The sequence below is a fragment of the Lysobacter cavernae genome (assembly GCF_042648505.1).
Classification (GTDB): Bacteria; Pseudomonadota; Gammaproteobacteria; order Xanthomonadales; family Xanthomonadaceae; genus Lysobacter_L; species Lysobacter_L cavernae.
On record NZ_JBHRXK010000001.1, the window covers coordinates 688538 to 701959 of the forward strand.

Here is a 13422-nt window from a genome sequence, read left to right on the forward strand (position 1 = left end):
GCTCGCAGTACGGGGGGATGGCCTGTGGATTATAACGGAGCCGATGCCGGCTCCCGGCCCGCATACAGGTCGTGACGGGAGATGTACTCAGCCACCGTGGCCGGCACCCAGTCGCGCCAGGGCTCGCCCGCGGCGATGCGGCGGCGCAGCTCGGTGGACGATTCCGGGCGCTGCTGGACCAGCGTGAACACGGCGAAGCCGCCTGCCGGTGTGGACCGCAGGGTTTCGGCCGGGCGCCAGCGTGGACCGATCTCGGCCTGTACCTGCGGCGCTTCCGCCGCGATGGCGTCGGCGTCGAGCCGCGATCCCGGCCGCGCCACGGCGAGGATGTGGGCGTACTCGAACAGCTCGCGCCAGCGGTGCCAGCCGTGCAGCTGCAGCAGCGAATCGCCGCCGAGCATCCACACGATGGGCGCTTGTGCACCCAGCTCGGCGCGCAGCTCACGCAGGGTATCGACGGTGTAGGACGGCCCGTCGCGTCCCAGTTCGCGGCGATCGACCTTCAACCCCGGCTCGCCGGCCACGGCGAGGTCGAGCATGCGCGCACGCTGCACGGCATCGGCATGGGTCGCGTCCTTGTGCGGTGGATCGGCCGCCGGCAACAGGCGGACTTCGGCATCAAGGGCGTCACGCACCGCGCACGCGACCGCCAAGTGCCCGGCATGCACCGGGTCGAAGGTGCCACCGTAATAGACCCGCAGACTCATCCGCTGCGGGCAGCCGACAGCAGCCGTGCAGCACGTGGTTCGGCCACGGCCAGCAGCAGCCGCTCCAGCGCGAGCCAGGCATCGCCGGGCTCCTCGCCGACGCGCATGCGGCCCTTGGCGATGCGATCGACGCGGCCGGCCTGGGCGACAAAGGCATCCCAGCGCGGCGCGACATGGCGCTGCAGCGCGCGCCGGTACATCGGCTGCTTCGAATCCCAGATCCGCTGCGCCTTGAACTCGGCGGCGAGATTGCCGCCGCGCGCCTGCACCCGCGCAAGCGTCGCCGTGCGCTGCAACTCCAGCACCACCATGCCGAGCAGTGCCGGCACCGCCTCGCCCTCGGCGCGCAGGCCGGCGAGCATGCGCGACACCTGCGCGCCCTGCCCGTTCATCGCCGCGTCGACCACGCGGAACACGTCAAAGCGCGCGGCATCGGCGACCAGCGCCTGCATCCGCTCGACATCGAGCACCTGCCCGTCGGACAGCAGCGCCAGTTTGTCGATCTCCTGCGCCGCGGCCAGCAGGTTGCCCTCGACGCGGTCGGCCAAGCTCTGCACCGCCGCATGATCGGCCTTGAGGCCGCGCGTGCGCAGGCGCCGCTCGATCCAGTCCGACAGCTCGTGCGGCTTGACTGCCCAGGCGATCGCGACCTGGCCGATGCGGCCGATCGCCTCGCTCCACTTGCCGCCGTGCTGCTTGCTCCATTCGCCGGCGCTGACCAGCAGAACCACGTCCGGCGGCGGGTCGGCACAGAAGCCGCTGATGACCTCGGCACCTTCCTTGCCCGGCTTGCCGCTGGGCAGGCGCAGCTCGACCAGGCGTCGGCTGGCGAACAGGCTGGGCGCGCGGAAGCTGGCTTCGAGCGCGTTCCAGTCGGGCTCGCGCTGGTTGCCTTCGGCCTCGAACACCTCGCGCTCGCTGATGCCTTGCCGGCGCGCCGCGGCGCGCACGGCGTCGGCCGCCTCGAGCACGCGCAGCGGCTCGGGGCCGGCGATCAGGTACGCCGGGCGCAGCGGTGGCGGGCTGGATTGATCGAGCCCGAGCTGGGCGACCAGCTGCTCCGGCTTCAGTTCCATGTCAGTGCGGCTGCGTGTCGTCGTCGACAGCGGCCTCGATGGCGGCCTCATTGGGCACCGCCGCCTCGGGGGCCGGGGCCGGCACGCTGCTGGCACGGCGCGCCACCGCATCCAGGCGACGCAGCACCGAGGCGGTCATCTCGCGGCGCATCTCCTTCTGCAGGATCTCGCGCTCGCCCTCGGTGCCGATCGACTGCACCGGGTTGGAGACGTAATCGCGGGACAGCTCGATGGTCTGCCGCGGCACCGTGGTGGTGCCGTCGGGCCGGCGCAGCTCGAAGGTCACCGCGTAGCGCAGGCTGTACTCCTGCGCGCGGCCGAGGGCGTCGAGGCTGACCGGACGGTCACCCCAGCGCTCGGCCATCAGATCAAGCACGGTCGCGTCTTCGGTTTCTTCGGTCGCCGGGGTCGCGCCGGCGCGAGTCAGCGCCTGCGCCAGCGACTCGGCCAGCGGGCTGTAGCGGTCCACCGAGACCACGCGCACCGGCCCGAGGTCGGGCGGCAGCACCAGGGCATTGCGCAGATGGAAGCCGCAGGCCGACAGGGCGAGGACCAGAGCGACGGGAGCAGCCCGCGTGAACAGAGAGCGAAAGGTCATGCGTGAAGTCTGGACGAGGCGCCGGAGCGCATCAATAGCTGTCGCGTGACGACGGGCACCCACCCACATCACGTTCAGGATCAGCTCCGGGCCGATCCCCTCCAGAATGACCATGACGCCACAGCATGGGAGATCATCGCCACGGCAGAAAAGTAATAGATGCCGGCGAACATCCAGAACTTGCCTGCGGCGCAATCGAACAACACGACCGGCGTACGTCGCGTCGCAAGCAGCAGCGAACCATCGGACAGACCTTCGATGAGCAAGGCTGCGGGCAGGAAGGCCAGTAGTCCCGTCAGCAGCATTTGGGCGAACGCCTTGTCGGGATGTTTACGCAGTTGGCGACGCGCGCTTGCACCCACGAACCACCAGGCGAGGACGCCGCCGGCGACCGCGATCAACACGACGCCCGGGTCGAACCGGGCGGCGGTCTCATCGCCATGCCGCGCAGCGAGGCAATTGAACTTCTGCATGAGCTCGGGCGAGAACGTCCTACCCATGCCGCGCTGTCATCCCACCACGATATTCACGATCTTGCCCGGCACCACGATCACCTTGCGCACGGTCAGTCCCTCGACGTACTGGGCGACATTGGGTTCGGCCAGCGCCAGTCGCTCGGCGTCTTCCTTGCTCACGTTGACCGGCACCTCGATCGTGCCGCGCAGCTTGCCGTTGACCTGCACCGCCAGCGTGACCGCATCGCGCACCAGCGCCGACGCATCGGCCTGCGGGAACGGAATGTCCTCGAGCAGGGTCTCGGCATGCCCCAGCGCCTGCCACAGCGAGTGGCAGACGTGCGGGGTGACCGGATTGAGCAGCAGCACCATCGCCTGCAGCACCTCGTGGCGCACCGCGCGGCCCTGATCGCTCATGTCGTCGAACTTGCCGACGTGGTTGAGCAGTTCCATCAACGCGGCGATCGCGGTGTTGAAGCTGTGGCGGCGGCCGTAATCGTCGCCGACCTTCTGGATGGTCTCGTGCAGTTGCCGGCGCAGGGTCTTCTGCGCGGAATTGAGGCTGCCGGCATCGACCTCGGGGTGGTCCGGCTGCGAAGCGTGGGTGATGACCTCGCGCCAGAAGCGGCGCAGGAAGCGCGACATGCCTTCGACGCCGGCCTCGTTCCATTCCAGCGACTGTTCCGGCGGCGCGGCGAACATCGAGAACAACCGCACCGTGTCGGCGCCGAACTTGCCAACCATCAGCTGTGGGTCGACGCCGTTGTTCTTCGACTTCGACATCTTCTCGGTGCCGCCGATCACCACCGGCTGGCCGTCGGCCTTGAGCGTGGCGCCGGTGATGCGTCCGCGTTCGTCGCGGATCACCTCGACGTCGGCCGGGTTGATCCAGTCCTTGGAGCCGTCGGTGTTGTCGCGATAAAAGGTTTCCGCGATCACCATGCCCTGGGTCAGCAGGTTGATCGCCGGCTCGTCGCTGTTGACCAGGCCCTGGTCGCGCATGAGCTTGTGATAGAAGCGGAAGTACAGCAGGTGCAGGATCGCGTGCTCGATGCCGCCGATGTACTGGTCGACCGGCGTCCAGTACTTGGCGCGCTCGTCGACCTGCTGCGCCGCGCCCGGCGAGGTGTAGCGCGCGTAGTACCAGCTCGACTCCATGAAGGTATCGAAGGTGTCGGTCTCGCGCTCGGCCGCACCGCCGCACTGCGGGCAGGTGGTCTTGCGCCAGTTCGGATCGGACTTGATCGGTGAAGCGACACCGCTGAACGCGACATCCTCCGGCAGCACCACCGGCAACTGATCTTCCGGCACCGGCACGTCGCCGCACTTGCCACACAGGATCACCGGGATCGGGCAGCCCCAGTAACGCTGGCGACTCACGCCCCAGTCGCGCAGGCGGTAGTTGACGCGGCGCTGGCCGCGGCCGTCGGCCTCGAACCGCGCAGCCAGGGCATCGAGTACCTGCTGGAAATCCAGGCCGTCGAACTCGCCGGAGTTCACCAGCCAGCCGCGCTCGGTGTACGCCGACTCCTCGGCAATGCGGCGCTCGAATTCCTCCACCACCTGCACCGCGGCCGTGGTGTCGTAGACGTCGACCGCCGCCGCCTCGCCGAGCGCGCTGCGCATCGGGTCGTCGTGGCGGGCCAGGTGCTGGCCGATCTCGGCGAGCGCATCGCGCACCGGCGTCGGAACGATCACCATCCTGATCGGCAACTGGTAGCGCGTGGCGAACTCCCAGTCGCGCTGGTCGTGGCCCGGCACCGCCATCACCGCGCCGGTGCCGTAATTCATCAGCACGAAGTTGGCGACGTACACCGGCAGTTCCTCGCCGGTGATCGGGTGCACGGCGCGCAGGCCGGTGTCGCGGCCGCGCTTTTCCTGGGTCTCCAGCTCGGCTTCGGTGACGCCGCCCTTCTTCAGGTCAGTCAGGAATCCGGCCAAGTCGGCATCCTTGGCGGCGGCCGCCAGCGCGAGCGGATGCTCGGCCGCGATCGAGACGAAGGTCACGCCCATCAGCGTGTCGGGGCGCGTGGTGAACACGGTCAAAGGCTCGACCGTGGTGCCGTCGGCATCACGCACGTCGAAGCGGATTTCCAGGCCCTCGCTGCGTCCGATCCAGTTGCGCTGCATGGTCTTGACCGCGTCCGGCCAGCCGGGGAGTTTGTCCAGGCCGTCGAGCAGTTCCTGCGCGTAGTCGGTGATCTTGAGGAACCATTGCGGGATCTCGCGCTTTTCGACCAATGCGCCGGTGCGCCAGCCGCGGCCGTCGATCACCTGCTCGTTGGCCAGCACGGTCTGGTCGACCGGATCCCAGTTGACGACCGAATTCTTGCGGTAGGCCAGGCCCTGCTTCATCAGGCGCACGAACATGCGCTGTTCGTGCACGTAGTAGCTCGGCTGGCAGGTGGCGAACTCGCGCGACCAGTCGATCGCGTAGCCCATCTGCTGCAGCTGCGCCTTCATGTGGGCGATGTTGGCGTAGGTCCACTTCGCCGGCGCGGTCTTGTTCTTGATCGCGGCGTTCTCGGCCGGCAGGCCGAACGCGTCCCAGCCCATCGGCTGCAGCACGTTGAAGCCGATCATGCGCTTGTAGCGGCTGATGACGTCGCCGATGGTGTAGTTGCGCACGTGGCCCATGTGCAGCGCGCCCGACGGGTACGGCAGCATCGACAGGCAGTAGTACTTGGGCTTGGCCGAGTCCTCGGAAACCTCGAAGGCACGGGTCGTCTCCCAGTACGCCTGGGCGGCGGCCTCGATGGCCTGGGGTTCGAACGGGCGGGTTTCGTTGACGGCTTCGGCGGACACGGCGGCAGAGGACTGATTGGGGGAAAGACCGGGAAGCCTACCGCAGCGCACCATGAGCCGCCATGCGCGCAGCGCCGGGGCCTGGCGCGGCCGTTGCCCGCAGCCCCATCCTCTCGCGCGGCAGCCTGCTTGCATGGCCCCGCGCGTCCCGCCCAAGCCTTTGCCAAGTTTGCCGAAAACCTGGACGGTGACCCGGGCCGATCGCGATGCGGCCATCCATGCCACGCGGTACCGCACCCCCGCCGGCGATGCCCTGCTTGCCCGCCCCCTGCCGACATACCGCGTTCTGTGGCCGCGCCCGCATCGTCGCGGTGACGGGGTGTGCTTCAATCGAACGCATCCAAACGGGGGAGAGGATTCGTGTTGAAACCCATTGTACTGACACTGGCGGTCGCGTTGTCCGCCCATGCCGCCCATGCGGCTGAACCGGCCAAGGCCCTGCAATGTGGCCAGCTGTTCGATGCCCGCAGTGGCAAGCTGCTCGACGCGCATACCGTGGTCGTGCGCGACGGCAAGGTCGCGCAAGTCCTGCCCGGCCGGGTCACGGTGCCGGACGCGCAGAGCCTCGATCTGTCCGGCCACACCTGCTCACCGGGCTGGACCGACCTGCACGTGCACCTGGCCAGCCAGTCCAGCCCGCAGAGCTACTCCGAGGGCTTCCGCCTCGACGAGGTCGATTACGCCTACCGCTCGGTCAGCTTTGCCAACAAGACGCTGCAGGCCGGCTTCACCAGCGTGCGCGACCTCGGCGGCGAGGTCAGCCCGCACCTGCGCGACGCGATCAACCAGGGCCTGGTCGACGGCCCACGCATCTGGGCCGCGGGCAAGTCGATCGCCACCACCGGCGGCCACGCCGATCCCACCAATGGCTACAACGACGCGCTCTCGCACCTGATCGGCCCGCCCGGCCCGACCGAGGGCGTGATCAACTCGATCGACGACGCGCGCCAGGCCGTGCGCCAGCGCTACAAGGAAGGCAGCGACGTCATCAAGATCACCGCCACCGGCGGCGTGCTGTCGTACGCCAAGTCCGGCGACGCGCCGCAGTTCACCGTCGAGGAGGTCAAGGCGATCGTCGACACCGCCAAGGACTACGGCTACCGCGTCGCCGCGCACGCCCACGGCGAGGAAGGCATGAAGCGCGCGGTGCTCGGCGGAGTGACCTCGATCGAGCACGGCACCTACATGAGCAGTGATGTGATGTCGCTGATGAAACAGAAGGGCACCTGGTACGTGCCGACCATCTCCGCCGGCCGTTTCGTCGCCGAGAAGGCCAAGCTCGACGGTTACTTTCCCGAGGTGGTGCGCCCCAAGGCGGCGCGCATCGGCGCACTGATCCAGGACACCGCGACCAGGGCCTACAAGAACGGCGTCAAGATCGCCTTCGGCACCGACATGGGCGTCGGCCCGCACGGCGACAACGCGCGCGAGTTCGTCTACATGGTCGAGGCAGGCATCCCGGCGTCGGTCGCGCTGCAGGCGGCCACGATCCGCGCCGCCGAAGTGCTCGGCGTCGACGACCAAGGCGTGATCGAGACCGGCAAGCGTGCCGACATCGTCGCGGTGCCGGGCAATCCACTCGAGGACATCGCCGTGGTGACGAAGGTGGCCTTCGTCATGAAGGACGGCAAGGTCTACAAGCAGCCGCAGTAACGGTCAGCGTGCGGTGTCGCGTTCGCGTCTGGAGCGCGACACCGCCACGAAGCACAGCCACCACAGCACCAGCAGCAGTCGCTGCGCGATCGGGCCCGGCAACAGCGCGGCCGGCATCGCGTTCAGCACGATGGCCAGCAGCGCGGCCACGATCAGCGCCTGACCGGTGCGCCGCCAGCCGGGCACGGAGCGCACGCTCCAGCCCAGCAGCAGCGCGCCCGGCAGGAATGCCAGCCACCACAGCGTCCAGGCGGTCGCATGCCATTGGCTGTGGCCGCCGTCAAGCTCGGCCGGGTCCACCGGCAACAGCCCCTGTGCGGTGAAGGCCAGCGCCGAGATCGCCAGCAACCAGCCACCGATGCGTCCTGCCATCCCGCCTTTTAACAGCTGCGGCGCTTTCGACAAGCGCGCCTGCAGACGCAGCGCAATGGCCGTCGCCACGGCACCGGGGATCACGAAGGCGAACAGATTGAACGCCAACGCCCGCTGCACCCCGTGCGCACCCAGCAGCGCCAGCGGATGCTGCGCATGCGAGTACACCTCGAAAGCCGCGCCAAAGCCGATGACGGCCACCGCACAGCACACCGCGGCGAGCACGCCGGCGTAACGATCGAACCAAGAGAGACGAGTCATCGCATCATGCTAGCGTGCCGGCGACTGCGGCCGGTTTGCCAAGTCCGCTTGCCAAGTCCGCCGCCCGCCCCCATGTCGCCTGCGACTCCCCTGCGAACCGACGAACGAGCCACCGCCGATGACCGCCGACGCCACCGCCCTGCCCCACGTCTTCGACGCCACCACCGACACCTTCGAGAACGAGGTGCTGCAGAAGTCGCTGCAGACGCCGGTGCTGGTCGACTTCTGGGCGCAGTGGTGTGGGCCGTGCAAGACGCTCGGGCCGATCCTGGAGAAGCTCGCCGGCGACTACCACGGCGCCTTCGAGCTGGCCAAGGTCGATGTCGACAAGGAGCCGCAGCTGGCCGGCGCGTTCCAGGTGCGCTCGATCCCGACCGTGTTCCTGGTCAAGGGCGGCCAGCTTGTCGACGGTTTCCCCGGCGCGCTGCCGGAGGGGCAGATCCGCGAATTCCTCAAGCACCACGGCATCGAGCCAGCCGCCGCTGCGGCGCCTCCCGAGGCCGAGACCGAAGCCACACCCGCAGCACCGCTCGACCCGCACGCCGAAGTCGTGCGCCTGCGCGGCGAAGTCGCAGCTACACCGGACAAGGACGAGCTCAAGCTCGACCTCGCCCTCGCCCTGTTGCAGACCGGCGCCACGGCCGAGGCCGAGTCGCTGCTCGACGCCCTGCCGGCCAACCTCGCCACCGATGACCGCGCCCAGCGCGCCCGCGCCCGGCTCGGTTTTGCCGCGCTGCTCAAGGACGCGCCGCCAGTGGAAGTGCTGGAAGCGGCGATCACCAGCAATCCCGACGACCTGCGCGCACGCCACCTGCTCGGCACGCACCGCCTCGTTGCCGGCCAGTCCGCCGCCGGGCTCGAGCAGTTCCTGGAAATGTTGCGCCGCGACCGCGCGTTCGGGGATGGCCTAGCGCGCAAGGCGCTGATCGATGCGTTCCGCGTGATCGAGGATGCCGAGCTGGTCGGCAGCTACCGTCGCAAGATGTCGTCGCTGCTGTTCTGATCGCCCTGCGGCAACGTAGCAACCAACGGCCGCTTAGGATCGACCCATCCCGGGCGGAAGTCCCGGGCCAAGCCATCACGCTTGACTGTACGCAAGCGTATGGCAGGCTAGGCGCCCCACCTGCCTCACGTTTCCGCATGAAAGCCAGCGCCCTGCGCCACGGCCTCAACCTGTGGCCGCCGTTCCTGTTCAGCGGCGTCCATGTCGCGCAGATCGCCGACGACTACAGCCGCGCCCGCGTCGAGCTGCGCATGCGGCCGTGGAACCGCAACTACGTCGGCACCCATTTCGGCGGCAGCCTGTTCGCGATGACCGACCCGTTCTGGATGCTGTTGACCATGAACGCGCTCGGCCGCGACTACTTCGTCTGGGACAAGGCCGGCGAGATCGAATTCGTCAAACCCGGCCGTGGCACGGTGCATGCCGACTTTGCCCTGTCGCCGGGCGCACTCGACGAACTGCGCGCGTCCACCGCCGATGGCGAGAAGGCCCTGCGCTGGTTCGACACCGATGTCATCGATCGCGACGGCGACGTCGTCGCACGCGTGCGCAAGCAGCTGTACGTACGCCGAAAACCAGCGAATCGCCAGACGGCGTGAAGACGCAACCGCCACTGTCGGCAAAGCCCTGCCGCACAGAAGCACAACTTGACCTACAGCGTCATTTTCACGGGGTTTTCGCGTCGCCGATGTGATGAACATGTCGTGAGCTTTCACTCGCGACGGCGTATGCTCCATGTCCGCGACAGGGGGCCGCGATGTCCAGGTCTGCAATCCACAACGACAGCACGTCACCACCACTGCCGGAGATCGCCGGATACCGGCTGCGGCAGGTCATCAACCACGGTGGCATGTCGACGGTGTATCTGGGCGAGCAGATCGCGTTGTCGCGCGAGGTCGCAATCAAGGTGATGCTGCCGCTGGCGCTCGCCGATGAAGTCAGCCGGCGCCGCTTCGAGAACGAAGTGCGCACGATCGCGCGGCTCGAGCACCCCAACATCGTCAGCATCCACGAGGTGGGCCGCACCCGCGATGGCCTGCCCTACTACGCGATGCCGTACCTGGCGCGCGGCCACCTCGGCCAGCGCGACCTGGGCGGCGACGAAGCGCGCGTCATCGCCATCGCCAACACCCTGCTGTCGGCGCTGGAATACGCGCATGCACGCGGCGTGGTGCACCGCGACGTCAAGGCCGAGAACGTGCTGTTCGACGACGGCGAGCGCGTGCTGCTGGCCGACTTCGGCATCGCCCTGCGCCGCGGCTTTGGCCCACGCGTCACCGCCGCCGGCCTGGCGGTCGGCAGCACCGCGTACATGGCGCCGGAGCAGGCGCGTGGCGAGGATGTCGACGGCCGCGCCGACCTGTACAGCCTCGGCGTGCTGATCTGGGAAATGCTGACCGGGCGCCTGCCGTTCGAGGCCCAGGACGCGTTGTCGATGGCGGTGATGCACGCGCAGGATCCGATTCCGAAGCTGCCGCAGCCGTTGCGCCACTGGCAACGGTTCATGAACCGCGCCCTCGCCAAGCAGCCGAACCAGCGCTTCCAGGACGCCGCGCAAATGATGGCCGCCATCGCGGCGATCCAGCATCGACGGCCGTGGACCGGTGCGATCGAGGTGCTCGAACGCTTGCGCCCGCTGCAGCGCTGGGCCAAACCGCTGTCCGCCGCCCTGGCGGTCGCAGCCGTGACCCTGGTCGCGCTGGGGCTGGGTTTCAGCAATCGCGACAGTGATGACCGCTTCGGCACATATCCGGCTGCGCCAACGTCGCTTGCCAGCCGCGAAGACCCGACGCAAGCCATGCTGCAGCCATTGCCGGAAGCGCCGTTGCAGCGCGCGCTCGAGGACGCACGTCGGCAACTTGCACGGGGCCACCTGACCGCGCCCAAGGACGGCAACGCCTACGACAGCGTGCTGCTGGCCTGGCATACCGACAGCACCAACCCGGAAGTCGGTCGCGCGGTCGACACGCTCACCCTGGCCCTCGCCAACGACCTCGGTCGCAGCCTGCGCGATGGCAATGATCAGCGCGCCCGCGAGTTGCTGGTGCACGCGACCACGCTCGGCCAGCAGACCGGCACCGTCAACTCCGACGGCCAGCGCCGCCTGCGCGAGCAGGCCGGCGCCGCGCTCGAGGGCCGCCTGGAGCAGGCGCGCCGGCGCGGCGACCGCAAGCAGGCGCAGCAGATTGCCGCGCTGGCCAAGGACTTCGACCTGCCCAGCAAGCTCAGCGCGCGCCTGGTCGCCCAGGCCAAGGCCGTACCCAACGGGCTGGCGCGCGGTGCCACCACCAACACCGCCTCGCAGGCCAGCGCCAAGGTCACCGTCGCACTGAGCCCGAAACCGGTCACGCGCGGCGACTACGCCCGCTTCGCCGCCGCCAACGGGCGCGAGGCCACGCTGTGCCGCGAGCGCGCCTCGCTGCTGCGCGTGTTGGCGCCGCGCTCCTGGCAGTCACCGGGCTTCAACCAGGGCGAAGGCGAACCGGTGGTCTGCGTCTCGCTCGACGACGCCCAAGCCTACGCGCAGTGGTACAGCGCCCAGACCGGCCGGCGCTACCGCCTGCCCAGCGCAGAGGAAGCCCAGCGCATCCCGGCCGAGACTTCCGCCCGCGCCCTGTCGATGTGGCTGCGCGACTGCGGCCGCAACTGCCAGCAGCGGCAGGCCAGCGGCACGTCGTGGCGCAGCAAGCAGGTCCAGCGCACGCTCGCCGCCGAGCGCGGCTACGACGATGTCGGCTTCCGCCTCGTGCGCGAGCGCTGAGCCGGACGCGACATCCCGCACGCGGACAGGCGCCGGGCTGTCTGGCTCGCCTACAATCCGCGCATGCAACCTGCCCCCTCGCTCGATCCAAGCCCGCACAAGCCCGGCCTGCCGAAACCCAGCCTTCAGAAGTTGTTCCTCACCGGCCTGTTGACCCTGCTGCCGATCTGGCTGACCTGGGTCGTGGTCAAATTCGTGTTCGTGATGCTGTCGGACATCAGCCAGCCGTTCATCGGTCCGGTGCTGCAGAACCTCGCCAGCAGTTACCCGCAGTCGCTGGCCTGGCTGGTGCAGCCGTGGGTGAAGACGGTGCTGGCGCTGTTGGCCACCGTCGCGGTGATCCTGTTCTCGGGCGTGATGGCCCGACGCGTGTTCGGCCAGCGCATGCTGCGCTGGTTCGAGGCGTTGATCGAGCGCATCCCGCTGGCCAGCACCATCTACGGCAGCGCGCGCAAGCTGCTCGACATCCTGCAGACCAAGCCCGACGGCACCCAGCGCGTGGTGCTGGTCGACTTCCCGCACACCGAGATGAAGTCGATTGGCTTTGTCACCCGCGTGATCCGCGAACAGGGCACCGGTCGCGAACTCGCCGCGGTGTACGTGCCGACCACGCCCAACCCGACCTCGGGCTACCTGGAAATCGTGCCGGTGGAGAAGATCACCCCGACCGACTGGAGCGTCGACCAGGCGATGAGCTTCATCATCTCCGGTGGCGCGGTCGCGCCGGACACCATCCCGTTCTCGCCTCCGCGCCCCGATAACACCTAGACACCGGCACAGTGGATGCCGCCGCAGCGGCTGACCATGGCGAACGACCGATTTAAACGACCAATTCAGAACAGCCAATTCAGAACAGCCAATTCAGAAAGACTGATTCAAACAGGCTGATTCAAATCGCCCATGCCATAACCCGAGGACGACACGAGTGAATGACGCAAGTTCGTCCGTACTCCCCGTTCCCGCCTCCCGCACGCTCGACGATCGCGCGGTCTGGCTGTTCATCGCCCTCAGCGCGTTCTTCTGCGTCAACGCGGTGCTGGCCGAGTTCATCGGCGTCAAGATCTTCGCGCTCGAGGACACGCTCGGCATCGAGCCGCTGCAGTGGAACCTGTTCGGCCAGAGCGGTTCGCTGAGCTTCACCGCCGGTACCCTGCTGTGGCCGGTGGTGTTCCTGATGACCGATGTCATCAACGAGTTCTTCGGCCGCCGCGGCGTGCGCATGATCTCGTGGCTGGCGGCGGTGCTGATCGTGTACGGCTTCGTGTTCGCGTTCGCCGCGATCGCGATCGCGCCGGCCGACTGGTGGGTCAAGGCGGCACAGGGCCAGGGTGTGGCTGACTACCAGGCCGCCTTCGCCGCGGTGTTCGGCCAAGGCCTGTGGACGATCGCCGGCTCGCTGGTGGCCTTCGTCATCGGCCAGTTGATCGACGTCGCAGTGTTCCACAAGATCCGCACCCTCACTGGCGAGAAGTACGTGTGGCTGCGCGCGACCGGCTCGACCGCGGTGTCGCAATTGGTCGACAGCTTCGTGGTGCTGTACATCGCCTTCGTGCTGGGGCCGCAGCAGTGGCCGACCTCGCTGTTCCTGGCGGTGAGCACGGTCAATTACCTGTACAAGATGCTCGCCGCGATCGCGCTGATCCCGCTGATCTACCTGGTGCGCGCCGGCATCACCCGTTACCTCGGCGAGGCCCGCGCCCGCCAGCTGCGCGCGGACGCCGCGGCCTGAAG

General features: G+C 68.5%; 12 protein-coding genes. 6 read left to right on the forward strand and 6 right to left on the reverse strand.

Annotation, left to right across the window (positions count from 1 at the left end; all coding sequences use genetic code 11):
* Window positions 1-29 precede the first annotated feature (29 nt).
* The 5 genes from nadD to leuS form a co-directional block, all read right to left on the reverse strand.
* Window positions 30-707 carry a nicotinate-nucleotide adenylyltransferase gene (gene nadD / locus ACFOLC_RS03000; protein ID WP_386757372.1) on the reverse strand — a complete coding sequence of 226 codons (678 nt, stop codon included), beginning with the start codon at window positions 705-707 and terminating at the stop codon, window positions 30-32.
* Window positions 704-1783, reverse strand: a complete 1080-nt coding sequence (holA, locus tag ACFOLC_RS03005; RefSeq protein WP_386757373.1) for a DNA polymerase III subunit delta — start codon at window positions 1781-1783, stop codon at window positions 704-706. The genes nadD and holA overlap by 4 nt, the downstream gene beginning before the upstream one ends.
* Window position 1784: 1 nt before the next feature.
* On the reverse strand, window positions 1785-2381 hold the full coding sequence (locus ACFOLC_RS03010) for an LPS-assembly lipoprotein LptE (protein ID WP_386757375.1): 597 nt from the start codon (window positions 2379-2381) through the stop codon (window positions 1785-1787).
* Between the two features lie 80 nt (window positions 2382-2461).
* Window positions 2462-2854: a hypothetical protein gene (locus ACFOLC_RS03015; protein WP_386757377.1), complete on the reverse strand. Its 393-nt coding sequence runs from the start codon at window positions 2852-2854 to the stop codon at window positions 2462-2464.
* Between the two features lie 36 nt (window positions 2855-2890).
* A complete protein-coding gene (gene leuS, locus ACFOLC_RS03020; protein WP_386757379.1) occupies window positions 2891-5641 on the reverse strand; it encodes a leucine--tRNA ligase in 2751 nt (916 codons plus the stop codon).
* Between the two features lie 360 nt (window positions 5642-6001).
* On the opposite strand from leuS, the gene ACFOLC_RS03025 reads away from it, so the two are divergent.
* The gene (locus ACFOLC_RS03025) at window positions 6002-7294 is read left to right on the forward strand and encodes an amidohydrolase family protein (protein ID WP_449284286.1); all 1293 of its coding nucleotides are present in this window, start codon (window positions 6002-6004) and stop codon (window positions 7292-7294) included.
* 3 nt (window positions 7295-7297) lie between these two features.
* On the opposite strand, the gene ACFOLC_RS03030 is transcribed toward ACFOLC_RS03025, so the two are convergent.
* A complete protein-coding gene (locus ACFOLC_RS03030) occupies window positions 7298-7927 on the reverse strand; it encodes a DUF998 domain-containing protein (RefSeq protein ID WP_386757383.1) in 630 nt (209 codons plus the stop codon).
* 118 nt (window positions 7928-8045) lie between these two features.
* Here ACFOLC_RS03030 and trxA point away from each other — a divergent pair, with 118 nt between their 5' ends.
* The 5 genes from trxA to ACFOLC_RS03055 all read left to right on the forward strand — a co-directional run bounded on the left by trxA (window position 8046) and on the right by ACFOLC_RS03055 (window position 13420).
* Window positions 8046-8930: a thioredoxin gene (trxA, locus tag ACFOLC_RS03035; RefSeq protein ID WP_386757385.1), complete on the forward strand. Its 885-nt coding sequence runs from the start codon at window positions 8046-8048 to the stop codon at window positions 8928-8930.
* 137 nt (window positions 8931-9067) lie between these two features.
* A complete protein-coding gene (locus ACFOLC_RS03040; protein WP_386757387.1) occupies window positions 9068-9529 on the forward strand; it encodes a DUF4442 domain-containing protein in 462 nt (153 codons plus the stop codon).
* 158 nt (window positions 9530-9687) lie between these two features.
* The gene (locus tag ACFOLC_RS03045) at window positions 9688-11691 is read left to right on the forward strand and encodes a bifunctional serine/threonine-protein kinase/formylglycine-generating enzyme family protein (RefSeq protein ID WP_386757389.1); all 2004 of its coding nucleotides are present in this window, start codon (window positions 9688-9690) and stop codon (window positions 11689-11691) included.
* Window positions 11692-11754: 63 nt separating this feature from the next.
* Window positions 11755-12459, forward strand: coding sequence for a DUF502 domain-containing protein (locus tag ACFOLC_RS03050; RefSeq protein ID WP_386757391.1), 705 nt, complete (start codon window positions 11755-11757; stop codon window positions 12457-12459).
* Window positions 12460-12616: 157 nt separating this feature from the next.
* A complete protein-coding gene (locus tag ACFOLC_RS03055; protein WP_386757393.1) occupies window positions 12617-13420 on the forward strand; it encodes a queuosine precursor transporter in 804 nt (267 codons plus the stop codon).
* The last annotated feature ends 2 nt before the right edge of the window (window positions 13421-13422 follow it).

Excerpts from the sequence above, each read along its gene's own strand:
- ACFOLC_RS03050 (WP_386757391.1), top strand. The coding sequence starts at position 11,755 with ATGCAACCTGCCCCCTCGCTCGATCCAAGCCCGCACAAGCCCGGCCTG.
- ACFOLC_RS03010 (WP_386757375.1), bottom strand. The coding sequence starts at position 2,381 with ATGACCTTTCGCTCTCTGTTCACGCGGGCTGCTCCCGTCGCTCTGGTC.
- ACFOLC_RS03015 (WP_386757377.1), bottom strand. The coding sequence starts at position 2,854 with ATGCAGAAGTTCAATTGCCTCGCTGCGCGGCATGGCGATGAGACCGCC.
- holA (WP_386757373.1), bottom strand. The coding sequence starts at position 1,783 with ATGGAACTGAAGCCGGAGCAGCTGGTCGCCCAGCTCGGGCTCGATCAA.
- trxA (WP_386757385.1), top strand. The coding sequence starts at position 8,046 with ATGACCGCCGACGCCACCGCCCTGCCCCACGTCTTCGACGCCACCACC.
- ACFOLC_RS03040 (WP_386757387.1), top strand. The coding sequence starts at position 9,068 with ATGAAAGCCAGCGCCCTGCGCCACGGCCTCAACCTGTGGCCGCCGTTC.
- ACFOLC_RS03030 (WP_386757383.1), bottom strand. The coding sequence starts at position 7,927 with ATGACTCGTCTCTCTTGGTTCGATCGTTACGCCGGCGTGCTCGCCGCG.
- nadD (WP_386757372.1), bottom strand. The coding sequence starts at position 707 with ATGAGTCTGCGGGTCTATTACGGTGGCACCTTCGACCCGGTGCATGCC.
- ACFOLC_RS03045 (WP_386757389.1), top strand. The coding sequence starts at position 9,688 with ATGTCCAGGTCTGCAATCCACAACGACAGCACGTCACCACCACTGCCG.